At 65.8% G+C, this 21,969-nt stretch carries 23 protein-coding genes and 1 other RNA gene; 7 read left to right on the top strand and 17 right to left on the bottom strand.

Annotation, left to right across the window (positions count from 1 at the left end; all coding sequences use genetic code 11):
- The 9 genes from mraY to rsmI all read right to left on the bottom strand — a co-directional run bounded on the left by mraY (position 1) and on the right by rsmI (position 8,965).
- Positions 1-1,083: a phospho-N-acetylmuramoyl-pentapeptide-transferase gene (mraY, locus tag EA796_RS07885; protein WP_021443818.1), complete on the bottom strand. Its 1,083-nt coding sequence runs from the start codon at positions 1,081-1,083 to the stop codon at positions 1-3.
- Complete coding sequence (murF, locus tag EA796_RS07880; RefSeq protein WP_122108218.1) at positions 1,084-2,454, bottom strand: UDP-N-acetylmuramoyl-tripeptide--D-alanyl-D-alanine ligase; 1,371 nt, start codon at positions 2,452-2,454, stop codon at positions 1,084-1,086.
- Positions 2,447-3,910 carry a UDP-N-acetylmuramoyl-L-alanyl-D-glutamate--2,6-diaminopimelate ligase gene (locus EA796_RS07875; protein ID WP_122108217.1) on the bottom strand — a complete coding sequence of 488 codons (1,464 nt, stop codon included), beginning with the start codon at positions 3,908-3,910 and terminating at the stop codon, positions 2,447-2,449. Before EA796_RS07875 ends, murF begins: the two co-directional genes overlap by 8 nt.
- Positions 3,910-5,637 (bottom strand): penicillin-binding protein 2, encoded by a 1,728-nt coding sequence (locus EA796_RS07870; protein WP_122108216.1) that lies wholly within the window; start codon positions 5,635-5,637, stop codon positions 3,910-3,912. Before EA796_RS07870 ends, EA796_RS07875 begins: the two co-directional genes overlap by 1 nt.
- On the bottom strand, positions 5,634-5,903 hold the full coding sequence (ftsL, locus tag EA796_RS07865) for a cell division protein FtsL (RefSeq protein ID WP_031303043.1): 270 nt from the start codon (positions 5,901-5,903) through the stop codon (positions 5,634-5,636). The genes EA796_RS07870 and ftsL overlap by 4 nt, the downstream gene beginning before the upstream one ends.
- Positions 5,904-5,923: 20 nt before the next feature.
- Positions 5,924-6,868, bottom strand: a complete 945-nt coding sequence (gene rsmH, locus EA796_RS07860; protein WP_021443735.1) for a 16S rRNA (cytosine(1402)-N(4))-methyltransferase RsmH — start codon at positions 6,866-6,868, stop codon at positions 5,924-5,926.
- Positions 6,869-6,870: 2 nt separating this feature from the next.
- Positions 6,871-7,326, bottom strand: coding sequence for a division/cell wall cluster transcriptional repressor MraZ (mraZ, locus tag EA796_RS07855; RefSeq protein ID WP_031303041.1), 456 nt, complete (start codon positions 7,324-7,326; stop codon positions 6,871-6,873).
- 311 nt (positions 7,327-7,637) lie between these two features.
- Positions 7,638-7,985: RNase P RNA component class A (gene rnpB, locus EA796_RS07850), an RNA gene on the bottom strand.
- Between the two features lie 80 nt (positions 7,986-8,065).
- Positions 8,066-8,965 carry a 16S rRNA (cytidine(1402)-2'-O)-methyltransferase gene (rsmI, locus tag EA796_RS07845; protein ID WP_122108215.1) on the bottom strand — a complete coding sequence of 300 codons (900 nt, stop codon included), beginning with the start codon at positions 8,963-8,965 and terminating at the stop codon, positions 8,066-8,068.
- A gap of 89 nt (positions 8,966-9,054) precedes the next feature.
- Between rsmI and EA796_RS07840 the strand changes: the two genes are divergently transcribed.
- From EA796_RS07840 to EA796_RS07825, 4 genes are read left to right on the top strand one after another with little or no spacing between them, the layout of a single operon-like run.
- On the top strand, positions 9,055-10,863 hold the full coding sequence (locus tag EA796_RS07840; RefSeq protein ID WP_122108214.1) for a penicillin-binding protein activator: 1,809 nt from the start codon (positions 9,055-9,057) through the stop codon (positions 10,861-10,863).
- A complete protein-coding gene (locus tag EA796_RS07835; RefSeq protein ID WP_021442286.1) occupies positions 10,860-11,210 on the top strand; it encodes a YraN family protein in 351 nt (116 codons plus the stop codon). The genes EA796_RS07840 and EA796_RS07835 overlap by 4 nt, the downstream gene beginning before the upstream one ends.
- A gap of 25 nt (positions 11,211-11,235) precedes the next feature.
- A complete protein-coding gene (locus tag EA796_RS07830) occupies positions 11,236-11,829 on the top strand; it encodes a phosphoheptose isomerase (protein ID WP_021442287.1) in 594 nt (197 codons plus the stop codon).
- Positions 11,826-12,359, top strand: a complete 534-nt coding sequence (locus tag EA796_RS07825; RefSeq protein WP_021442288.1) for a BON domain-containing protein — start codon at positions 11,826-11,828, stop codon at positions 12,357-12,359. The genes EA796_RS07830 and EA796_RS07825 overlap by 4 nt, the downstream gene beginning before the upstream one ends.
- Positions 12,360-12,479: 120 nt before the next feature.
- Here the strand turns inward: EA796_RS07825 and EA796_RS07820 are convergent, their stop codons facing one another.
- From EA796_RS07820 to rplM, 7 genes are all read right to left on the bottom strand, one after another.
- Entirely contained in the window at positions 12,480-12,893 is a 414-nt protein-coding gene (locus EA796_RS07820; protein WP_122108213.1) for a ClpXP protease specificity-enhancing factor, read from the bottom strand.
- A gap of 13 nt (positions 12,894-12,906) precedes the next feature.
- A complete protein-coding gene (locus EA796_RS07815) occupies positions 12,907-13,524 on the bottom strand; it encodes a glutathione S-transferase N-terminal domain-containing protein (RefSeq protein ID WP_021442290.1) in 618 nt (205 codons plus the stop codon).
- A 167-nt stretch (positions 13,525-13,691) separates the two neighbouring features.
- On the bottom strand, positions 13,692-14,471 hold the full coding sequence (locus EA796_RS07810; protein WP_021442291.1) for a cytochrome c1: 780 nt from the start codon (positions 14,469-14,471) through the stop codon (positions 13,692-13,694).
- On the bottom strand, positions 14,471-15,682 hold the full coding sequence (locus tag EA796_RS07805) for a cytochrome bc complex cytochrome b subunit (protein WP_021442292.1): 1,212 nt from the start codon (positions 15,680-15,682) through the stop codon (positions 14,471-14,473). The genes EA796_RS07810 and EA796_RS07805 overlap by 1 nt, the downstream gene beginning before the upstream one ends.
- On the bottom strand, positions 15,682-16,275 hold the full coding sequence (gene petA, locus EA796_RS07800; protein WP_031302693.1) for a ubiquinol-cytochrome c reductase iron-sulfur subunit: 594 nt from the start codon (positions 16,273-16,275) through the stop codon (positions 15,682-15,684). The genes EA796_RS07805 and petA overlap by 1 nt, the downstream gene beginning before the upstream one ends.
- Positions 16,276-16,528: 253 nt before the next feature.
- Positions 16,529-16,921, bottom strand: a complete 393-nt coding sequence (rpsI, locus tag EA796_RS07790; protein ID WP_003242948.1) for a 30S ribosomal protein S9 — start codon at positions 16,919-16,921, stop codon at positions 16,529-16,531.
- A 14-nt stretch (positions 16,922-16,935) separates the two neighbouring features.
- Positions 16,936-17,364, bottom strand: a complete 429-nt coding sequence (gene rplM, locus EA796_RS07785; RefSeq protein ID WP_021442294.1) for a 50S ribosomal protein L13 — start codon at positions 17,362-17,364, stop codon at positions 16,936-16,938.
- Positions 17,365-17,643: 279 nt separating this feature from the next.
- Between rplM and EA796_RS07780 the strand changes: the two genes are divergently transcribed.
- Complete coding sequence (locus EA796_RS07780) at positions 17,644-18,531, top strand: aldo/keto reductase (RefSeq protein WP_122108211.1); 888 nt, start codon at positions 17,644-17,646, stop codon at positions 18,529-18,531.
- A gap of 57 nt (positions 18,532-18,588) precedes the next feature.
- On the opposite strand, the gene EA796_RS07775 is transcribed toward EA796_RS07780, so the two are convergent.
- Positions 18,589-19,728, bottom strand: a complete 1,140-nt coding sequence (locus tag EA796_RS07775; protein WP_122108210.1) for an acyl-CoA dehydrogenase family protein — start codon at positions 19,726-19,728, stop codon at positions 18,589-18,591.
- A 240-nt stretch (positions 19,729-19,968) separates the two neighbouring features.
- Between EA796_RS07775 and EA796_RS07770 the strand changes: the two genes are divergently transcribed.
- Positions 19,969-20,871, top strand: coding sequence for a GlxA family transcriptional regulator (locus EA796_RS07770; protein ID WP_177342870.1), 903 nt, complete (start codon positions 19,969-19,971; stop codon positions 20,869-20,871).
- A gap of 84 nt (positions 20,872-20,955) precedes the next feature.
- Positions 20,956-21,918: a hypothetical protein gene (locus tag EA796_RS07765; RefSeq protein ID WP_122108208.1), complete on the top strand. Its 963-nt coding sequence runs from the start codon at positions 20,956-20,958 to the stop codon at positions 21,916-21,918.
- The last annotated feature ends 51 nt before the right edge of the window (positions 21,919-21,969 follow it).

Raw genomic sequence — 21,969 nt, 5'->3', positions numbered from 1 at the left:
TTACCTCAGTTTCAGGGTGGCCAGGCCGATCAGCACGAGAATCACGGTGATGATCCAGAAACGGACGATCACGCGCGGCTCAGGCCAGCCCTTGAGTTCGAAATGGTGGTGAATCGGCGCCATGCGGAACACGCGCTTGCCGGTCAGCTTGAAGCTGGCGACCTGGATGATCACCGACAGGGTTTCCATGACGAACACCCCGCCCATGATGAACAGCACCACTTCCTGGCGCACGATCACGGCGATGGTGCCCAGCGCGGCGCCGAGGGCCAGCGCACCGACGTCGCCCATAAAGACCTGCGCCGGGTAGGTGTTGAACCAGAGAAAGCCCAGGCCGGCGCCGACCAGCGCGGCGCAGAACACGATCAGTTCACCGGCGCCCGGCACGTAGGGAATCAGCAGGTACTCGGCGAATTTGATGTTGCCCGACAGGTAGCAGAAGATCGCCAGCGCGCCAGCCACCATCACCGTGGGCAGAATGGCCAGGCCGTCGAGGCCGTCGGTGAGGTTCACCGCGTTGCTGGTGCCGACGATGACGAAATAGGTCAGGACGATGAAGCCGACGCCCAGGGGAATGGCGACGTCCTTCAGCAGCGGCAGGATCAGGGTGGTCTCCACCGGGCTCTGTGCGGTCATATAAAGGAAGATCGCCGCCGCCAGGCCGAATACCGACTGCCAGAAATACTTCCAGCGGCTCGGCAGGCCGCGCGAGTTCTTCTCGATCACCTTGCGGTAGTCGTCGACCCAGCCGATGGCACCGAACAGCAGGGTCACCGCCAGTACCACCCAGACGTAGCGGTTGGACAGGTCGGCCCAGAGCAGAGTGCTCACGGCGATGGCACTGAGAATCAGCGCGCCGCCCATGGTCGGCGTGCCCTTCTTCGACAGGTGCGACTGCGGGCCGTCGTGGCGCACGGCCTGGCCGATCTGGCGGATCTGCAGGGTGCGGATCATCCAGGGCCCGAGCCACAGCGACAGGGCCAGGGCGGTGAGCACGCCGAGGATGCCGCGCAGGGTCAGGTATTGAAAGACCGCGAAGCCCTTGTGGAACTGTTGCAGGTACTCCGCCAGCAGCAGCAGCATTTAGTGATTCTCCCCAGATACGCCACAGAGCGCCGCCACGACCTTGTCCATGGCAGCGCTGCGTGAACCCTTGATTAGTAGTGTGCTGCCGGCCTGCTCGGCGCGAAGCGCTGCGATCAGGCTGGCTTGATCGGCGAAATGGCGGCCTTGTGAGCCGAATTCCTCGACCGCAAAGCGCATCAGCGGCCCCACGGCATAGAGCGCATCGACCTTGCCGGCGGCATGACGGCCGACATCGCGGTGGCCCTGCTCGGCCCACTGGCCCAACTCGCCCATATCCCCGAGCACCAGGACGGTGCGGCCGGAGAAGGCGGCGAGTATATCCACCGCCGCGCACATCGACACCGGGTTGGCGTTGTAGCTGTCGTCGATCACCCGCACGCCATTGGCCGTCAACTGCGCTACGGCGCGGCCTTTGACCGGCTGCAGGCTTTCCAGGCCCTGAATCATGGCGACCAACGGCAGGCCCAGGGCATGGGCGGCGGCGCAGGCGGCCAGGGCGTTGGCGACGTTGTGCACGCCGAGCAGGTTGAGCTGGATGCGCGCGCTGCCAGCCGCACCCTGCAGGGTGAAGCCCTGGCAGCCGCGCTCGTCGCGGCTCAGCTCGCTGGCATGGAAGTCGGCGGCCTGATCGACCAGCGAGAAGCTCAGCACCCGGCGCCCGGCGGCCCGTTGCTGCCAGATGGCGAAAGCCTTGTCGTCCAGATTGAGCACGGCCACGCCGTCCTGCGGCAGGCCTTCGAGAATCTCGCCCTTGGCCTGGACAATCTTTTCCGGGCCGCCGAACTCGCCGACGTGAGCATTGCCGGCATTGGTGATGATCGCCACCTGCGGCCGGGTCAGGCTAACGGTGTAGGCGATCTCGCCGACATGGTTAGCGCCCAGCTCGATCACCCCGGCGCGGTGCTCCGGCGCCAGTTCGAGCAGGGTCAGCGGCGCGCCGAGGTCGTTGTTGAGGTTGCCGCGGGTGGCCAGCACTGCACCGTTCAGGCCGGCGCGCAGAATGGCGGCGAGCATCTCCTTGACGCTGGTCTTGCCGCTGGAACCGGTCACGGCCGCCAGCGGGCCGCTGAAGGCCTGGCGATTCAGCGCGCCGAGCTGGCCGAGGGCCAGGCGGCTATCGGCCACCAGCAGCTGCGGCAGCGGTGCATTGGCCACCTCACGCTCGACCAGCGCGGCGACCGCGCCCTTGGCGGCGACTTCGGCCAGGTAGTCATGGCCGTCGAAGCGCGGACCGGTCAGCGCCACGAACAGCTGGCCAGGGGCGATGGTACGGCTGTCGGTGCCGACGGCGGAGAAGGCGACGTCGGTACCGATCAGGCGGGCGTTGAGAGGGCCGGCGACTTCGCCGAGCAGCCAGGGTTTAAGCATGAGCCGCCTCCCAGACCGCCAGGGCCTTGTTCGCCTCGATCAGATCGGAGAAGGGGTGACGCACGCCCATGATCTCCTGGTAATCCTCGTGACCCTTGCCGGCCAGCACCAGCACATCGGCGGCCTCGGCCTGCGCCACCAGGCGGGCGATGGCCTCGCCGCGCCCCGGGACGAACTGCACGGCATCCGGTGCTTTGAGGCCGGCGCGGATATCCTTGATGATCTGCGCGGGGTCTTCGCTGCGCGGATTGTCGTCGGTGACCCACACCGCATCGGCCAGACGCTCGGCCGCCGCGGCCATCAGCGGGCGCTTGCCGCGGTCGCGGTCGCCGCCGCAGCCGAACAGGCAGATCAGCCGCCCGCGCACGTGCGGGCGCATGGCCTCGAGCACCTTCTCCAGGGCGTCCGGGGTGTGCGCGTAATCCACCACCACCAACGGCCGGTCGCCGCCGCCGAGGCGCTGCATGCGCCCGGCCGGCCCCTGCAGCTGCGGCAGCACCTGGAGAATCTCGTCGAGGCCGTAGTCCATGCCCAGCAGCGCGCCGACCACCGCCAGCAGGTTGCTCAGGTTGAAGCGGCCGAGCAGGTTGCTGCGCAGCATGCCTTCGCCACGCGGGGTGACCAGGCGCGCACGTACGCCATGATCATCGAACTGCGCTTCGCTGCAATAAACGAAGGCGTTGGCGTCGCTCAGGCTGTAGCCGATCAGGCGCGAATCATGCACCTGCTGCGCCAACTCCTGACCGAAGGCGTCATCCAGATTGATCACCCGACAACGCAGGTTCGGCCAGGCGAACAGCTTGGCCTTGGCCGCACCGTAGGCCTGCATGTCGCCGTGGTAATCGAGGTGGTCGCGCGACAAGTTGGTGAACACCGCGACGTCGAACTCCAGCGCCGCCACTCGGCCCTGATCCAGGCCGTGGGAGGACACTTCCATGGCCACCGCACGGGCACCGGCCTGCTTGAGGCCGGCCAGGGTGGCCTGCACCCCGACCGGGTCGGGCGTGGTGTGCTTGCCCTGTTCCAGCGCGCCGTGGAAACCGTTGCCCAGGGTACCGACGATGCCGCAACGCTGGCCGAGCAGGTCCAGCGCCTGGGCCAGCAGCTGGCTGACGCTGGTCTTGCCGTTGGTGCCGGTGATGCCGACCAGGTGCAGGCCGCGGCTCGGCTCACCATAGAAGCGCCCGGCGATGGCCGACAGCTGGCCGGCCAGCCCCTTGACCGGCACCAGCACCGCAGTTTCGGCGTGCATGGGGGCAGCCCCTTCGGCCTCGTAGGCCACCGCGGCGGCGCCGCGGGCGACGGCGTCGGCGATATGCACGCGGCCATCCTGCTGGGTGCCGGGCACGGCGAGGAACAGGTCGCCCGGGCGCACCTTGCGGCTATCCAGGGTCAGTTCGCGAATCAGCACGGCGCTCTCGGCGGCCGGCAGCAATTGATTGAGTGGCATGGGCATCAGTTGCGCCCTCCCTGGGTCATGGCGGCTACCTTCTGCTCCGGCGGCGGCAGGTTGTCCGGCGCGATATTCATCAGGCGCAGCGAACCGGCCATCACCCGGCTGAATACCGGCGCGGAGATCAGGCCGCCGTAATAGGCGCCCTTGCCGGGCTCGTCGACCACCACCACCATGGCGATGCGCGGGTTCTGCGCCGGGGCGAAGCCGGCGAACAGCGAACGGTAGGAGTTGGCCTGGTAGCCCTTGGTACCGACGCTGGTCTTGCGCGCCGTACCGCTCTTGCCGGCCACGTGGTAGCCCGGCACCTGGGCGCGAACGGCCCCGCGCGGGGACTCGATGACCTGTTGCAACATGCCCTGCAGGGTCTTGGCCACCTCTGGCGGCACCACCTGCATCGAGCCCGGCGTGCTGTCCACGCGGATCATCGACAGCGGCACCATGCCGCCGCCGTTGCCCAGCGCGGCGTAGGCGTGGGCCAGCTGCACCGCGGTCACCGACAGGCCGTAGCCGTAGGACAGCGTGGCGGTCTCGGCCTGGCGCCACTGGCGGTGGTTGGGCAGATTGCCGACCCGCTCGCCGGGAAAGCCCAGACCGGTGTCGCGACCGAAGCCCAGCTTGCTGAATACTTCGTAGAGCTGCTCGCCGCCGACGTCGAAGGCGATCTTGCTCATGCCGACGTTACTGGAATTGATCAGGATGCCAGGCAAATCCAGCGCCGGGCCCTGGGTGCGGGACACGTCGCGGATGTTGTAACGGCCGATCTGCAGCGTGCCGTTGCCCACCTGGACGATATCGCTGGGCTTCCAGCGTCCGGTCTCCAGGGCGGCGGCCATCGACAGCGGCTTGATGGTCGAGCCGGGCTCGAACACGTCGATCATGGCGCGGTTGCGCATCGCCGCCGGGGTCAGGTTGCGCCGGTTGTTGGGGTTGTAGGTGGGGTGGTTGACCATGGCCAGCACTTCGCCGGTCTTGACGTCGACCATCACCAGGCTGCCGGCCTTGGCGTCGTGTTCCAGCAGCGCGTTGCGCAGCTCGCGATGGGCCAGGTACTGCAGACGCAGGTCGATGGACAACGCCAAGGCCTTGCCGGCCTTGGCGTTCCGCGCGACCTGGACGTCCTTGATCAGCTTGCCGCGGCGGTCCTTGAGCACCTGGCGCTTGCCCGGCACGCCGGCCAGCCATTCTTCATAGGCCAGCTCCATGCCTTCGCGGCCGCGGTCGTCGATATCGGTGAAGCCGACCACATGGGCCGCCACCTCGCCGGCCGGGTAGAAGCGGCGGAATTCCTCGATGGCGTAGACGCCCGGCACCTTGAGGTCGAGCACGCTCTGGCCCTTCTCCGGGGTCAGGCCGCGCACCAGGTACATGAACTCGCGCTCCTTGTTCTGCTGCAAGCGTTCGGCGAAGGCCTTGGGCTCCTGGCCCAGGGCGGCGGCCAGCGCCGGCCAGCGCTCGCGCCCGGCCTGCAGTTCCTTGCCATTGGCCCACAGGGTGGTGACCGGGGTGCTCACCGCCAGTGGCTCGCCGTTGCGATCGGTGATCAGGCCGCGGTGCGCCGGAATCGGGATGTGCCGCACGCTGCGCGCATCGCCATGGGCCTTGAGGAAATCGTGGTCGAGCACCTGCAGATCAAGCATGCGCCAGGCGATGGCGCCGACCATCAGCGCCAGCAGGGCCAGCACCAGGCGGAAGCGCCATGGGTAGAGCGCGCCTTCGAGTCCGATCATGGCTGCACCATGCGCACTTCGGCGGGGTCGGGAATGCGCATCTGCAGCCGCTCGCTGGCCAGCGCCTCGATGCGGTTGTGCGCGGTCCAGGTGCTTTGTTCGAGAATCAGTCGGCCCCACTCGGCCTGCGCCTTGTCGCGCACGCTGAGCTCACCGTACAACTCGTTGAGCAGCTGGCGGTTCCAGTGCGCGCTGTAGGACACCGCCAGGGCAGACAGCAGCACCGCGATGAACAGCACCAGCATCAGCAGGCTGCCGCTGGGCATGGTCTTGCCGAGACGCAGGTTCACCGCAGTTTCTCCGCGATGCGCATCACCGCGCTGCGCGAGCGCGGGTTGGCCTTGAGCTCGGCTTCGCCGGCGAAGACCGGCTTGCCGATCAGCTTCAGGCGCGGCTCGAAGGCCTTGGGGATGATCGGCAGGTCGCGCGGCAGCTTGTCCGCCTCGCCCTTGGCCTGGCGCTTCATGAACTGCTTGACGATGCGGTCTTCCAGCGAGTGGAAGCTGATCACCACCAGGCGACCGCCGACTTCCAGCGCTTCCAGCGCCGCGTCGAGGCCGCGCTCGAGGTCGCCCAACTCGTTGTTGATATAGATACGAATGCCCTGGAAAGCGCGGGTCGCCGGGTTCTTGCCCTTCTCCCAGGCCGGGTTGGCCACGGTCAGCACCTGCGCCAGGTCGGCGGTGCGGGTAAAGGGCTGCTGCTCGCGGCGCTGCACCACGGCACGCGCCATGCGCTTGGCGAAACGCTCTTCGCCGTAGTCCTTGAGCACGCGGGCGATCTCGTCTTCGGCGGCCGTGGCGATCCAGTCCGCCGCGCTGACGCCCACTGCGGGGTTCATGCGCATATCCAGCGGGCCGTCGTTGAGGAAGCTGAAGCCGCGCTCGGGATCGTCCAGCTGCGGCGACGACACGCCGAGGTCCAGCAGGATGCCGGCGACCTTGCCGACCAGGCCGCGGACAGCGACTTCCTCGCCGAGTTCCGCAAAACTGCGCTGCACAACGACAAAGCGGCCGTCTTCGGCCGCCAATGCTTCCCCGGTGGCTATCGCCAGGGGGTCCTTGTCGAACCCCAGGAGCCGCCCGTCCGGGCCGAGCTTCTGCAAGATCAGCCGACTGTGTCCGCCGCGACCGAAGGTGCCGTCCAAGTAGCAGCCGCCGGCGCGCACGGCGAGCCCCTCGACGGCCTCGTCGAGCAGCACGGTGATATGGCGCAAGGTGCTATCGGTCATGGTCACAGGATCAGGTCACGCAAGTCGTCGGAAAGGGCGCCGGGCTGCTTGATGGCAGCCAGATCGGCTTCGGCTACGGCATTCCAGGTATCTTCGTCCCAAAGTTGAAACTTGTTGAGCTGGCCGACGAGCATCGCCCGCTTGTCCAGCTTGGCGTACTCGCGCAGGCGCGGCGGCACCAGGAAACGGCCGCTGGCATCCAGCTCGAGGTCGACGGCGTTGCCGATCAGCAGGCGCTGCAGGCGGCGGTTCTCTTCACGGAAGGAGGCCAGTTCGCGCAGCTTGTTCTCGATCAGCTCCCATTCGGCCAGCGGGTAGACACAGAGGCAGGGGTCGACGGCATCGATGGTGACGATGAGCTGGCCGGCACAACGCGAAACGAGCTCGTCGCGATACCGACTCGGCATCGCGAGGCGCCCTTTGGCGTCGAGACTGATGGCGTTAGCTCCGCGAAACACGGCTGCGCTTCCCCTGTAATTAGCTTTCCATGCCCAAAAAAACCCACTTCATGCCACTTCTCACCACTTGCGCACACTATAGGAATGCGTACGCCCCACCGTCAAGGCGCGCCAGAAGGGAAAAATCCTTACAGGACGGAGATTTAGCGAAGGAAAGCGAGGAAAAAAGCGATGCCGGAAGGGGTAGTCGAGAGACAAAAACCAGCTATTCCAGAGAGCTGAAATTCGAACTTAAAGTAATTTGTTAAGAGTAAGATTTTTTCGGTATTAGAAAGGCGGGAAGTAAAAGCGCAAATCGAGGGGAAAAAGAGGTGGAGAGTCGATCTGTAAGCCGGGTTCTGTCGAGGACAGTCATTCCTCTACGACGTACATCACTGCACGCCTTTAGCAACCTACCCGGTTCCAGCGCGGGCCACGCCAATGGAACCCTATTTGGTCTTGCTCCGAGTGGGGTTTACCTAGCCACGGACTGTTGCCAGCCGCGCGGTGCGCTCTTACCGCACCTTTTCACCCTTACCGGCGCCGAAGCGCTTAGGCGGTTATTTTCTGTGGCACTTTCCGTAGGCTCGCGCCTCCCAGGGGTTACCTGGCACTCCGCCCTATGGAGCCCGGACTTTCCTCCCCCTTCTTGCGAAGGCAGCGACTGTCCGATCGACTCTCCGCCGGCAAGGGTAACAAAGCCGCAAGCGGCAAGCCACAAGCTGCAAGAAAAAGCGGCCTGCCCCCTGCAGGAGCGAGCTCATCCCTGGCGCGTCAGCGCCACCTGGTAGAGCAGGTTCTTACGCACCCCGGTGATCTCGGCGGCCAACGCCGCCGCGCGCTTGAGCGGCATTTCCGCCAGCAGCAGGTCGAGCACCCGCAGCGCCTCGGTGCTGACCGCCTCCTCGCCTTCCGGCGCCTGCCAGCCGGCTACCAGCACCACGCACTCGCCGCGCTGCTGATTGCTGTCGCCGGCCACCCAGGCGCACAGTTCGGCCAGCGGCAGGCCCTTGAGGGTCTCGAAGGTCTTGGTCAGCTCGCGGGCCAACAGCGCCGGACGCTCGTCGCCGAACACCGCACGCATATCCTCCAGGCACTCGAGAATCCGGTGCGGCGCCTCGTAGAAGATCAGCGTGCGCGGCTCCTCGCGCACCTGCTCCAGGCGCGCACGCCGCCCCACGGCCTTGGCCGGCAGAAAACCCTCGAAGATGAAGCGATCCGACGGCAGGCCGGCGGCCGACAGCGCGGCGATCAGCGCACAGGCCCCCGGCACCGGCACCACGGCGAAGCCGGCGGCGCGCGCCTGGCGTACCAGGTGGTAGCCGGGATCGGAGATCAGCGGCGTGCCCGCATCGGAGATCAGCGCCACATCCTCGCCGGCCTCCAGTTTGGCGAGAAAGCGCCCGCCCTGGTCGCGCTCGTTGTGCTCATGGCAGGCCGCCAGCGGCGTTTCGATGCCGAAATGCTGCAGCAGGCGCACCGAGTGACGGGTGTCTTCGGCGGCGATCAAGGCCACGTCGCGCAGAACTCGCAGGGCGCGGGCACTGATGTCGTCCAGGTTGCCGATCGGCGTGGCGACCACGTAGAGAGTGCCGGGCTGAGCACTGGCGACGGCGGAATGACTCACTGGAAACACCTCGTTAATTGAAAGAGCGCTCATTCTAGCCGCTTCCACCCCGGCAACATCGCACCGACTGCAGGGCTTGGGTACAATCGCCGCCTGATTCGCTCAAGCACCAGGATGCCCCGATGATCGCTAGCCTGCGCCCCCTTTCCGTCCTTTGCCTGGCCGGCCTGCTCGCCGCCTGCGCCAGCTCGCCCTCCAACACCCTGGGTCAGCTGCCGCGCACCCCACAGGCCAGCATCGAGCAGATGCTCCAGCAGGCCGCCGAAAGCAAGCCGGAGCAGGCCGCCCTGCTGCGCCTGTCCGCCGCCGACCAGGCCTATCAGCAGAAGGACATCGCCCGCGCCGCGCGCATCCGCGAACAGATCGACCTGGCCGCCCTGGCGCCAGCCCAGCAGATCTTCGCCAGCACCCTGGACGCCGAACTGGCGCTGGCCCGCCAGCAGCCCAAGAGCGCCCTGCAGGCCCTGCAACATCCCAGCCTGGAGCGCCTGGCCGAGCTGCCGGTGGAGCAGCAGATCCGTACCCAACTGGTCCGCGCCCGCGCCCTGGAAGCCGACGGCCAGGTCCTGGCCGCCGCCCGCGAGCGGGTGTTCATCGCCCCGCTGCTCAGCGGCCAGGCCGCCCACGACAACCATGAAAGCATCTGGGCCCTGGTTTCCACCCTGCCGCCGCAGACCTCGGCCGGCGCCGACAGCGACCTGGCCGGCTGGCTGGAACTAGCGCGCGTGACCAAGGCCGGCGCCACCCTGGAGCAGCAGCAAGCCGCCATCGATCAATGGGTCGCGCAGAACCCGCAACATCCGGCCGCCGAACAGCTGCCCGAGGCGCTGGGCAAGCTGCGCGAGCTGGCCAGCCAGCCGCTGACCCGCATCGCCCTGCTGCTGCCCCAGGAAGGCCAACTGGCCAGCGTCGCCCGCGCCCTGCGCGACGGCTTCCTCGCCGCCCACTACGAGGCCCAGCAGGCCGGCCAGAACCCGCCGCAGATCCAACTCTACGACAGCGCCCGCATCGGCTCGCTGGATGCCTTCTACCAGCAGGCCCAGGCCGACGGCGTGCAACTGGTGGTCGGCCCGCTGGAGAAGCCGCTGGTCAAGCAGCTCAGCGAGCGCGAGCAGCTGCCGATCACCACCCTGGCGCTGAACTACAGCGACGCCGGCCAGGAAGGCCCGGCCCAGCTGTTCCAGTTCGGCCTGGCCGCCGAGGACGAGGCCCGCGAAGTGGCCCGTCGCGCCTGGGACGACGGCATGCGCCGCGCCGTGGCCCTGGTGCCGCGCGGCGACTGGGGCGACCGCGTGCTGGAAGCCTTCCGCCAGAGCTGGCAGGCCCAGGGCGGCAGCCTGATCGCCGCCGAACACGTCGACCAGCCGGTGGAACTGGCCCGGCAGATCGCCGACCTGTTCCAGCTGCGCGAAAGCGAGGCCCGCGCCCGTCGCCTGCAGAACACCCTGGGCACCAACCTCGACGCCCAGCCGGCGCGGCGCCAGGACATCGACTTCATCTTCCTCGCCGCCACCCCGCAACAGGCGCAGCAGATCAAGCCGACCCTGGCCTTCCAGTACGCCGGCGACGTACCGGTGTACGCCACCTCGCACCTGTTCACCGGCGCCCACAGCCAGGCGCAGTACCAGGACCTGGAAGGCATCCGCTTCTGCGAGACGCCCTGGCTGCTGGACGCGCAGGATCCGCTGCGCCAGCAGGTCAGCGGTCAGTGGCCGCAGGCCGCCGGCAGCCTCGGCCGGCTGTACGCCATGGGCGTCGACGCCTACCGCCTGGCGCCGCGCCTGGGCCAGCTCAAGGCCCTGCCGGAGTCGCGCATCGACGGCCTGTCCGGCAGCCTCAGCCTCAACCCGGCGCAGCGCATCGAACGCCAGTTGCCCTGGGCCGAGTTCCGCGGCGGCCAGGTCCAGCGCCTTCCCGACGCGCTCAATTGAGTGCCCACAACGAGCTCGGCCGGGCCGCCGAACAGGCAGCCCGAGAGCATCTGGAACGTAACGGCCTGCGCTTGATCGAACGGAACTGGAGCTGTCGCCGCGGCGAGCTCGATCTGGTCATGCTCGACGGCGATACAGTAGTATTCGTCGAAGTCCGCGCCCGCCGTCACAGCGCCTGGGGCGGCGCCCTGGAGAGTATCGATGCGCGCAAGCGCGGCAAGTTGATCATGGCCGCCGAGCTCTTCCTCCAGCAGCAGTCTCGCTGGGCCCGCCACCCCTGCCGCTTCGACGTGGTCGCCATCGGCGGCCCCGGCCTCGACTGGATCAAGAACGCCTTCGACGCCTGACGGCCGCACACTCAAGGTTTAACCGATGGACATGCAATCCCGAATCCGCCAGCTGTTCCAAGCCAGCATCGACACCAAGCAACAGGCCATGGAAGTCCTGGTTCCCTACATCGAGCACGCCAGCCTGGTGATGGTTCAGGCCCTGCTCAACGAGGGCAAGATTCTCTCCTGCGGCAACGGCGGCTCGGCCGGCGATGCCCAGCACTTCTCCTCCGAGCTGCTCAACCGCTTCGAGCGCGAGCGCCCCAGCCTGCCGGCCATCGCCCTGACCACCGACAGCTCGACCATCACCTCGATCGCCAACGACTACAGCTACAACGAGGTGTTCTCCAAGCAGATCCGCGCCCTCGGCCAGCCCGGCGACGTGCTGCTGGCCATCTCCACCAGCGGCAACTCGGCCAACGTGATCCAGGCCATCCAGGCCGCCCACGACCGCGAGATGACCGTGGTCGCCCTCACCGGCCGCGACGGCGGCGGCATGGCCTCGCTGCTGCTGCCCGAGGACGTGGAGATCCGCGTGCCGGCCAAAGTCACCGCACGCATCCAGGAGGTCCACCTGCTGGCCATCCACTGCCTCTGCGACCTGATCGACAGTCAACTATTCGGGAGTGAAGAATGAAGCGTTCCGCCCTGATCCTGGCCGCCCTGGCCGTTACCCTGAGCCTGGCCGGCTGCGGCAGCCGCAGCATCGGCAACAAGATCGACGACCAGTTCCTCGGCCCGGATGTCGCCACCCAGGTCAGCAAGGCCCACGCCGACCTGGCCAGCCCGACCTCGCGGATCATCGTCACCAGCTACAACGGCGTGATTCTGCTCGCCGGGCAGACCCCGCGCAGCGAGCTGAAGGACGCCGCTGCCCAGGCCGCGCGCCGCGTGCAGGGGGTGAAGAAGGTCTATAACGAGCTGCAGGTGCAGCAACCGGCCTCGCTGCTGGCGCGCAGCAACGACTCGCTGCTGACCACCAAGATCAAGACCCAGATGCTCGCCGACGCCACGGTGCCGAGCACGCGGATCAAGGTGGTCACCGAAAACGGCATCGTCTACTTGCTCGGCCTGGTGACCCGCGAGGAAGCCAACGCCGCCACCCGCGTGGTGCAGGGCGTGGCCGGGGTGCAGAAGGTGGTGCGCCTGTTCGAGTACACCAACTGAGGCAGCGGCAAACCATAAGGCGGATGGCCGCCGCCCCCGCAAGCTGCAAGTAAAAACGGGCGCCATTGGCGCCCGTTTTTATTGTCATGCAACTCTTTCTTGCCCTGGCCTGCAGCAGCCCTACTTGACCACCTTGAGGCTCGGCCGACCGCTGGGCCGCGGCGGCTCGCCGCCGGACGGGCCGTCGTCGTCCGGACCTTGCTCGTCTTCGTCGTCCGCCTGCGGTGGTTCCATGTCGAAGACCATGCCCTGGCCGTTCTCCCGCGCATAGATCGCCAGGATCGCCGCGGCCGGGATGTACAGGCTGTGAGCCACGCCGCCGAAGCGCCCCTCGAAGCTCACCGCCTGATTGTCCATATGCAGGTTTCGCACCGCGCCGGGCGATGCGTTGAGCACGATCTGCCCGTCGCTGGCGAAGCCCGGCGGCACCTGCACCCCGGGGTATTCGGCATTGACCAGCAGGTGCGGGGTGCAGTCGTTGTCGACTATCCACTCGTACAGGGCGCGCACCAGGTAGGGACGGCTGGAATTCATGGTTTTCTCCTTCTCAGCGCATTTCGCGCTCGGCGGCGGACAGACTGGCCTGGAAGGCCTCGCGGGCGAACTGCCGCTCCATGTAGTCGAGCAGCGGCTTGGCCGGTCGCGGCAACTCGATCCCCAGCCGCGGCAAACGCCAGAGAATCGGCAGCAGGCAGCAATCCACCAGGCTCAACTCGTCACTGAGAAAGAACGGCTTGTCGGCGAACAGCGGCGACACGCCGGTCAGGCTCTCGCGCAACTCCTTGCGCGCCAGCTGGCGCTCGGCCTCCTTGCTGCGCTTGTCGAGAATGCGGTCGACCAGGGCGCACCAGTCGCGCTGGATACGGTGCATCAGCAGGCGGCTGTTGGCGCGCGCCACCGGATACACCGGCAACAGCGGCGGATGCGGGTAACGCTCATCCAGATATTCCATCACCACGGACGATTCGTACAGCGCCAGGTCGCGGTCGACCAGGGTCGGCACGCTGCCGTAGGGATTGAGTTCGGCCAGCTTGGGCGGACAGCGGCCCAGCTCGACATCGACGATCTCGACGCTGACACCTTTCTCGGCGAGCACCAGACGCACGCGATGGGAATAGTGGTCGGCGGGGTCGGAGTAGCAGGTCAACCTATTGGTCACCGCCATGGCGATCCTCCTCGCGTTTTGGATTTATCAGAAGCAGGAAAAATTGCCGGGAGCAATTTTTGACGTCGCTTGCGACGGCCCCGCAGGGGTGGCCGCCAGGGATGGCAGGTCACAAAAACCTGCGCGCCCATATAGGGCGCGCAGGTCGACAGCAGGGGTAAAGCGGCTTAGTGCACGTCCTTCCAGTATTCGCGCTTGAGCAGGTAGGCGAAGACGAAGAAGAAGGCCAGGTACAGCAGCACGTAGGTGCCGATGCGCTGGGACTCCAGCTTGACCGGATTGGCCGAGTAGGCCAGGAAGGTCACCAGGTTCTTGATCTTCTCGTCGAACTCGGCCTCGCTCAGGCTGCCGCTGTTCGGCTCGACGGTCAGCTGGTCGCAGGCTTCGTGAGTGATCGGGGTGCCGGTCAGCGGGTCGAACTGCTTCTTGCCGTTCTCCACCACCTGCACCTGCTTGCAGCCGATCACCTGGTTGCCCTGCAGACCGACCAGCACGTTGGGCATGCCGACGTTGGGGAACACCTTGTTGTTGGCGCCCAGCGGACGTGCCGGGTCGGCGTAGAAGGTGCGCAGGTAGGTGTACAGCCAGTCGTTGCCGCGTACCCGGGCGACCAGGGTCAGGTCGGGCGGCGCCGCACCGAACCAGGCCTTGGCGTCGTCCGGCTTCATGCCGATCTTCATGTGGTCGCCGATCTTGGCATCGGTGAACACCAGGTTCTCCAGCATGATCTCGTGCGGAATGCCGAGGTCGTCGGCCACGCGCTCGTAACGCTGGTACTGGGCCGAGTGGCAGCCCATGCAGTAGTTGGCGAAGGTGCGCGCGCCGTCCTGCATGGCGGCCTTGTCGCGCAGGTCGATATCCACTTTGTCCAGCGGATAGTTGCTGGCTGCGCCCAGGGCCAGGGCCGGCAGCGCAGCGATCACAAATGCAGCGAAGAGCTTTTTCATCAGCCAGTCACCCTTTCCGGAACCGGTTTGGTCTTCTCCATCCTGGTGTAGAACGGCATCAGGATGAAGTACGCGAAGTACAGGAAGGTGCACACCTGCGACAGCAGGGTACGACCCGGAGTCGGCGACAGCACGCCCAGTACGCCGAGGATGACGAAGGAAATGCAGAAGATCACCAGCCAGATCTTGCTCAGCCAGCCCTTGTAGCGCATGGACTTGACCGGGCTACGGTCGAGCCACGGCAGGACGAACAGCACCGCGATGGCCGCGCCCATGGCGATTACGCCGAGCAGCTTGTCCGGCACCGCGCGGAGGATCGCGTAGTAGGGGGTGAAGTACCACACCGGGGCGATATGCTCGGGGGTCTTGAACGGGTTGGCCGCTTCGAAGTTCGGCTTCTCGAGGAAGTAACCGCCCATTTCCGGGAAGAAGAACACCACGAAGCAGAACACGAAGAGGAACACCACCACGCCGACGATATCTTTCACGGTGTAGTAAGGGTGGAAGGCGATGCCGTCCAGCGGCACACCGTTCTCGTCCTTGTTCTTCTTGATGTCGACGCCGTCCGGGTTGTTCGAGCCAACTTCGTGCAGCGCCAGGATGTGCAGCACCACCAGGCCGAGAATCACGATCGGCAGGGCGATCACGTGCAGGGCGAAGAAGCGGTTCAGGGTGATCCCGGAAATCAGGTAGTCACCGCGAATCCACTGAGTCAGGTCGTCGCCGATCACCGGGATGGCGCCGAACAGCGAGATGATCACCTGGGCGCCCCAGTAGGACATCTGGCCCCAGGGCAGCAGGTAGCCCATGAAGGCCTCGGCCATCAGCATCAGGTAGATCAGCATGCCGAAGATCCACACCAGCTCGCGCGGCTTCTGGTAGGAGCCGTAGAGCAGACCGCGGAACATGTGCAGGTAGACCACCACGAAGAACGCCGAAGCGCCGGTGGAGTGCAGGTAGCGCAGAATCCAGCCGTACTCGACGTCGCGCATGATGTATTCGACGGAGGCGAAGGCGCCCTCGGCCGAAGGCTCGAAGCTCATGGTCAGCCAGATGCCGGTGACGATCTGGTTGACCAGCACCAGCAGCGCCAGGGAGCCGAAGAAGTAGAAGAAGTTGAAGTTCTTCGGTGCGTAGTACTTGGACAGATGGTCTTCCCACATCTTGGTGGCGGGGAAGCGCGCATCCACCCATTCCATGAATTTGCTCATCAGGCGTTCTCCTGGTCCACACCGATGATGATCACATCATCCGTCTCGTAGGTGTGCGGCGGCACTGGCAGGTTCAACGGCGCGGGCTGAGCCTTGTAGACGCGGCCGGCGAGGTCGTAGCGCGAACCGTGGCAGGGGCAGAAATAGCCACCGACCCAATCCGGACCGAGGTCGGCCGGGGCCACTTCCGGGCGGAAGGACGGTGCGCAGCCCAGGTGGGTGCACAGGCCGACCAGCACCAGCAGCTCGGGCTTGATCGAACGGGTCTTCTTGTCGACGTACTCCGGCTGCACCGAGGCAGCGGATTCGGGGTCGGCCATGCCGCCTTCGATCTTGGTCAGGTTGGCCAGGATCTCCTCGGTACGGCGCACGATGAACACCGGCTGACCGCGCCACTCAGCAACCATCTGCTGACCCGCCTCGATCTTGCTGACGTTCACCTTCACCGGTGCCCCGGCCGCCTTGGCCTTGGCACTGGGGAACCATGACCCCACGAACGGAGTCGCAGCACCTACCGCTCCGGCAGCACCCACCACGGAAGTGGCTGCCACCAGGAAGCGACGTCGGCCTGCATTCACGCCGTCATTGCTCATTCAGTCGTCTCCCATCAGCTTTGTGGCCTGTTGTTCAGGCCTCTACTAAGTAAAAATCGGGCCGCGCAAAAAATTCGCCAAATGGTAAAGAAAAGCCCCTTTTCTGACAAGGTAATTACCCCCGAACAGGCCGGCGAAAGCCTTGTCGCGCGCGGCTTGCGCGGCTGCGGCACGTTGTCGCAGCGTTTTGTCTCGCCCATAAAAAACGCCCAGTTCCGAAAGGAAACTGGGCGTCTTCGAAAGCGCCAGCGAATTAACGCTTGGAGTACTGCGGACGCTTACGCGCCTTGCGCAGACCGACTTTCTTACGCTCGACTTCACGGGCGTCGCGAGTGACGTAACCAGCTTTGCGCAGCGGGCTGCGCAGGGTCTCGTCGTACTCGATCAGGGCGCGGGTGATGCCGTGACGGATGGCACCGGCCTGGCCGCTGACACCGCCACCGATAACGGTAACGTAGATGTCGAACTTCTCGGTGGTCTCGGTCAGCTCCAGCGGCTGACGCACGACCATGCGAGCGGTCTCGCGGCCGAAGAAGGTATCCAGGCTGCGGTTGTTGATGGAGATGTTACCGGTGCCCGGACGCAGGAATACGCGCGCGGTTGCGGTCTTGCGACGGCCAGTGCCGTAGTTTTGAGTCGCCGACATAATGAACTATTCCGTTAAATCTTCAGTTCTTGGGGCTGCTGAGCGGTGTGCGGGTGGACGGCACCCTTGTACACCTTCAGCTTACGGTACATGTCGCGACCCAGCGGGTTCTTCGGCAGCATGCCTTTGACCGCGGTCTCGATCACGCGCTCAGGAGCACGAGCGATCAGCTTCTCGAAGTTGATCGACTTGATGCCGCCCGGGAAACCGGAGTGGGAGTAGTACATCTTGTCGCTGGTCTTGGCACCGGTGACACGCACCTGCTCGGCGTTGATCACGACGATGTAATCGCCGGTGTCGACGTGCGGGGTGTACTCGGGCTTGTGCTTGCCGCGCAGACGGCTGGCGATTTCGGTGGCCAGACGACCCAGGGTCTGACCTGCAGCGTCGACGACGTACCAGTCGCGCTTAACAGTTTCCGGTTTTGCAGTAAAAGTCTTCATTCGCTATAGCCTCAGGGGCCGCCCTGAAAATAAGACGGCGGATCTTACTGAATAGTGCTTGCTTTGACAAGTCAAAGACGGCCGGAAACAGACGCTATCGGGGGCTCGGGTCAGCGCGTCCGCTACGGCGGGGTGTTCGGCGGGCTAGGCATCCCCACCTTCTCTTTCAGCGAGCTAGGCGTTCCCGCGTCGAGAGCCGCGGAATTATGCCGATTGCAGCGAAAATAGCAACCTGCTTTGATGCACCCTCTCACCTGCAGTCGAAACTAGGAGTCAGCAATGGAATACCGTCAGCTGGGCCGTACCGACCTCAGGGTCAGCGCCCTCTGCCTGGGCACCATGACCTGGGGCGAACAGAACAGCGAGGCCGAAGGCCATGCCCAGATCGAGCGCGCCAAGGCCTGCGGCATCAATTTCATGGATACCGCCGAGATGTACCCGGTGCCGCCGCGCGCCGAGACCTACAGCCGCACCGAACAGATCATCGGCAGCTACTTCAGGCAGCGGGGCGACCGCGCCGACTGGATTCTGGCGAGCAAGATCGCCGGCCCCGGCAACGGCATCGGCCATATCCGCGGCGGCAAGTTGAAATTCGACCGCGCGCATATAGTCGCGGCGCTGGACGCAAGCCTGAAACGCCTGCAGACCGACTGGATCGACCTCTACCAGCTGCACTGGCCGGAACGTCCGACCAACTTTTTCGGCCAGCTCGGCTACCAGCATCAGGAAGCGGACTTCACGCCGCTGGAAGAAACCCTGCAAGTGCTCGACGAGCAGGCCAAGGCCGGCAAGATCCGCCACATCGGCCTGTCCAACGAAACGCCCTGGGGCACCATGAAATTCCTGCAACTGGCCGAAAGCCGCGGCTGGCCGCGTGCTGTGTCGATCCAGAACCCCTACAACCTGCTCAACCGCAGCTTCGAGGTGGGCCTGGCGGAGGTGGCCTGCTCGCGCTACGTCGCCCTGGCCCGCGCGCACGGCCTGGATCCGGCGCAGATGGCCCTGGCCTTCGTCACCGCACAGCCCTTCGTCACCAGCAACATCATCGGCGCCACCAGCCTGGCGCAACTGGACAGCAACCTGGCCAGCGCCGAGCTGCGACTCCCCGAGGACGTGCTGGCCGGCATCGAGGCGATCCATAAGGCGCAGCCCAACCCGGCGCCCTGATCCCGACTCAAACGAAAAAGCCCGGCAATGCCGGGCTTTTTCTTGTCATCACCGCACTCAGACCAGCGAGCGGGCGATGATTTCCTTCATGATCTCGTTGGTGCCGGCGTAGATGCGCTGCACCCGCGCGTCGGCCCAGGCGCGCGCCACCGGGTATTCCCACATGTAGCCGTAGCCACCGTGCAGCTGCACGCACTCGTCGAGCACCTTGCACTGCAGGTCGGTGCCCCAGTACTTGAGCATCGCCGCGGTGGGCACGTCGAGCTTGCCCTGCAGATGCAGCTCCAGGCAGCGGTCGACGAACACCCGGCCGACCTGGATCTCGGTGGCCATCTCGGCCAGCTTGAAGCGGGTGTTCTGGAAGTCCGCCACCGCCTTGCCGAACGCCTTGCGCTCGCGGGTGTAGTCCAGCGTCCACTGCAGCGCAGCCTCGGCCGAGGCCAGGGCGCCGACGCCGACGGTCAGGCGCTCCTGCGGCAGCTCTTGCATCAGGTAGGCGAAGCCCATGCCGGCCTGACCCAGCAGGTTTTCCTTGGGGACGCGCACGTCCTGGAAGAACAGCTCGGAGGTGTCCTGCGCCTTCATGCCCACCTTCTCCAGGCGCTTGCCCTTGGCGAAGCCCGGCGTACCCGCCTCCACCAGGAACAGACTGGTGCCCTTGGCCCCGGCCTTGGGATCGGTCTTGGCCACCACGATGACCAGGTCGGCCAGCCAGCCGTTGGTGATAAAGGTCTTCGAGCCGTTGATCACGTACTCGTCGCCGTCCAGCACCGCGGTGGTCTTCACCCCCTGCAGGTCGGAGCCGGCGCCCGGCTCGGTCATGGCGATGGCGGTGACCAGCTCGCCGCTGACCAGCTTGGGCAGGTAATGCTGCTTCTGCGCCTCGCTGCCGTAATGCAGGATGTAGGGCGCGACTATGTCCGAATGCAGGGAGAAGCCGATGCCGGTCAGGCCCAGGCGGCCGATCTCCTCGATCACCACGGCGCTGTAGAGGAAGTCCGCGGCCATGCCGCCGTATTCCTCGGGGATGTGCGAGCAGAGCATGCCGGCCTCGCCGGCCTTGTTCCATAGCGCGCGGTCGACATGACCGTCCTTTTCCCACTGTGCATGAAAAGGCACCGCTTCCTGCTCGAGGAACTTGCGCACGCTGTCGCGGAACAGTTCATGGTCGGAGCTGAAAATCGTTCTGGGGATCATGGCGCTACCTGTGTCTGAGACCTTGGGGAAAGTGGCCTCGACTTTAGCCAAGCAAACGCTTGGTCACACTGGACACAAGCGCCAAAAAATAAGACGATCCAGCCGTCGCATGACCGCTTAGCCCTAAAAAGAACAATATCTATGCCTACCCAATCCAATGCCCCGCTGCGCCGCGTCAGCATCCTCGCCACCGACGGCGTATTCGCCTCCACCCTGATGCAGGCCAAGGACTTCTTCCATATGGCCGGCATCCGTTACGCCAAGCAGCAGGGCCTGGGCCATGAGCCACCGTTCGAGATCCACCTGGTCAGCCCGGACGGCCTGCCGGTGAACAGCTTCAGCAAGGTGCAGGTGCCGGTGGACGGCGGCCTGGAGGCCTGCGACGTGATCATCCTGCCGGCCTTCTGGGACGACTTCGACGCCCTCAGCCGCCGCTATCCGCAGGTGCTGGACTGGCTCAAACGCCAGCACGCGGCCGGCACGGCGATCTGCGGCGAAGCCAGCGGGGTGTTCTGGATGGCCGAGGCCGGCCTGCTCGACGGCAAGGAGGCGACCACCTACTGGCGTTTCTTCCGCGAGTTCGCCGAGCGCTTCCCCAGGGTGCTGCTCAACCAGGACAAGCACCTGTCCGATGCCGACAACCTGTACTGCGCCGGCGGCGTCACCTCGGCCTGCGACCTCTATATCTACCTGATCGAGCGTTATTGCGGCGCCGGCGTGGCCCAGGGCGTGGCACGCGACATTCTCTACGAGGTACAGCGCAGCTACACCCCGGGGCGCATCGGCTTCGGCGGCCAGAAGCTGCACCAGGACGTCACCGTGCTGCAGATCCAGCACTGGCTGGAGGAGCACTATGCCGACAAGTTCCGTTTCGAGGACGTGGCCCGCGAGCACGGCATGAGCATCCGCAACTTCATGCGCCGGTTCCAAGGTGCGACGGGCGACAAGCCGCTGCACTACCTGCAGCGCCTGCGCATCGAAACCGCCAAGAGCCTGCTGTCCTCAACCCGCAAGAGCATCAAGACCATCAGCTACGAGGTCGGTTACGACGACGCCAGCTTCTTCGCCCGACTGTTCCGCCAGCACACCGAGCTGTCGCCGAATCAGTACCGCCGCCAGTTCCAGCACAAGGACAGCCACTGAACAGCCACCCACCCTTGGTTAGGTTGGCCGCAGGTGACGCCAGCCTATGATCGGGACACTGATAACAACAACAGGTCCATCGCCATGCGCCGCACCCTTATCGCCCTGCTTGCCGCCTGCAGCCTCACCGCCGTGGCGGACGACAACTGGAAGCCCTTCCCGCTCGACCAGAGCGCCTACGACTACAGCGGCGACAAGCTGCGCCAGGCCTGGCCGCAGCTGACCCGCGGCTTCGGCGACTACCCCTTCCCCGACGCCGACTGGGTGGTGAGCATGGCCAGCCGCCATCCGCAGGCGCTGGAGAGGACCGTGGCGGCTGGCACCGGCTTCACCGGCAAGCCGGAAGAGGCCGAGGTCTATGCGCAGAAACTGCAGGAGGTCTGGCGCCTGATGTTCCGCGGCGACTTCGCCCAGGCCAAGGAGCAGGGCCTGGCCCTGGGCGTCGGCGGGCAGATCCCGGCGCTGTTCGCCCAGGTGATCTACGCCATGTTCCTGGTGCCGGAGCAGGCCGAGAAGCATCGCCTGCTGGAAGAAGTGATCGCCTACACCGACGAGGCCGGCGAACTGGTGCAGGCCGACACCGTCGCCCAGTTCGGCCGGGTCTACGCCAAGGCGCGCCTGGGCGAGGAGCTGTCGGTGCCGGTGGTGCTCAAGCGCGGTTACACCTCGCAGATCCCCGACGAGCTCGAGGCGCTGCTGGCCAAGCAGCCGCAGCAGCCCTTCGCCCTGGCGCTGTACGGCGGCTACGAGGCCGGGGTGATCCGCAAGGTGGGCAAGCTGGTGGGCAAGATGACCTACGGGGTCAGCGCGGACAATATGGAAAAATACTTCAGCCGCAGCTTCCAGGCCCGCGACGACCTGCCGATCGGCCATTACGAATACGCCAACGCGCTGACCTACGTGTACGGCGACGACCAGCACGACAAGGTCGTCGAGCACCTCGAGCGCGCCGTGGCGATCACGCCGATCAACGCCATGGAGGCGCTGGAAGTGGCCCACGCGCAGAAGATGCTCGCCCAGTACCAGCAGAAGCTGGCGAAGCACTGAGCCGCCGGCAGCGCCCCCCATCCGGATCGCCGCGCGCACCAACCAATATGA

This window comes from Pseudomonas sp. AOB-7 (assembly GCF_003696305.1).
Taxonomy (GTDB): Bacteria; Pseudomonadota; Gammaproteobacteria; order Pseudomonadales; family Pseudomonadaceae; genus Aquipseudomonas.
This window is presented reverse-complemented; position numbering and strand designations above follow the sequence as displayed.

Coding starts and splice junctions, on each gene's coding strand:
- mraY (WP_021443818.1), bottom strand. CDS start 1,083: ATGCTGCTGCTGCTGGCGGAGTACCTGCAACAGTTCCACAAGGGCTTC.
- murF (WP_122108218.1), bottom strand. CDS start 2,454: ATGCTTAAACCCTGGCTGCTCGGCGAAGTCGCCGGCCCTCTCAACGCC.
- EA796_RS07875 (WP_122108217.1), bottom strand. CDS start 3,910: ATGCCCATGCCACTCAATCAATTGCTGCCGGCCGCCGAGAGCGCCGTG.
- EA796_RS07870 (WP_122108216.1), bottom strand. CDS start 5,637: ATGATCGGACTCGAAGGCGCGCTCTACCCATGGCGCTTCCGCCTGGTG.
- ftsL (WP_031303043.1), bottom strand. CDS start 5,903: ATGCCCAGCGGCAGCCTGCTGATGCTGGTGCTGTTCATCGCGGTGCTG.
- rsmH (WP_021443735.1), bottom strand. CDS start 6,868: ATGACCGATAGCACCTTGCGCCATATCACCGTGCTGCTCGACGAGGCC.
- rsmI (WP_122108215.1), bottom strand. CDS start 8,965: ATGAGCGCTCTTTCAATTAACGAGGTGTTTCCAGTGAGTCATTCCGCC.
- EA796_RS07840 (WP_122108214.1), top strand. CDS start 9,055: ATGATCGCTAGCCTGCGCCCCCTTTCCGTCCTTTGCCTGGCCGGCCTG.
- EA796_RS07830 (WP_021442287.1), top strand. CDS start 11,236: ATGGACATGCAATCCCGAATCCGCCAGCTGTTCCAAGCCAGCATCGAC.
- EA796_RS07825 (WP_021442288.1), top strand. CDS start 11,826: ATGAAGCGTTCCGCCCTGATCCTGGCCGCCCTGGCCGTTACCCTGAGC.
- EA796_RS07820 (WP_122108213.1), bottom strand. CDS start 12,893: ATGAATTCCAGCCGTCCCTACCTGGTGCGCGCCCTGTACGAGTGGATA.
- EA796_RS07815 (WP_021442290.1), bottom strand. CDS start 13,524: ATGGCGGTGACCAATAGGTTGACCTGCTACTCCGACCCCGCCGACCAC.
- EA796_RS07810 (WP_021442291.1), bottom strand. CDS start 14,471: ATGAAAAAGCTCTTCGCTGCATTTGTGATCGCTGCGCTGCCGGCCCTG.
- EA796_RS07805 (WP_021442292.1), bottom strand. CDS start 15,682: ATGAGCAAATTCATGGAATGGGTGGATGCGCGCTTCCCCGCCACCAAG.
- petA (WP_031302693.1), bottom strand. CDS start 16,275: ATGAGCAATGACGGCGTGAATGCAGGCCGACGTCGCTTCCTGGTGGCA.
- rpsI (WP_003242948.1), bottom strand. CDS start 16,921: ATGTCGGCGACTCAAAACTACGGCACTGGCCGTCGCAAGACCGCAACC.
- rplM (WP_021442294.1), bottom strand. CDS start 17,364: ATGAAGACTTTTACTGCAAAACCGGAAACTGTTAAGCGCGACTGGTAC.
- EA796_RS07780 (WP_122108211.1), top strand. CDS start 17,644: ATGGAATACCGTCAGCTGGGCCGTACCGACCTCAGGGTCAGCGCCCTC.
- EA796_RS07775 (WP_122108210.1), bottom strand. CDS start 19,728: ATGATCCCCAGAACGATTTTCAGCTCCGACCATGAACTGTTCCGCGAC.
- EA796_RS07770 (WP_177342870.1), top strand. CDS start 19,969: ATGGCCGGCATCCGTTACGCCAAGCAGCAGGGCCTGGGCCATGAGCCA.
- EA796_RS07765 (WP_122108208.1), top strand. CDS start 20,956: ATGCGCCGCACCCTTATCGCCCTGCTTGCCGCCTGCAGCCTCACCGCC.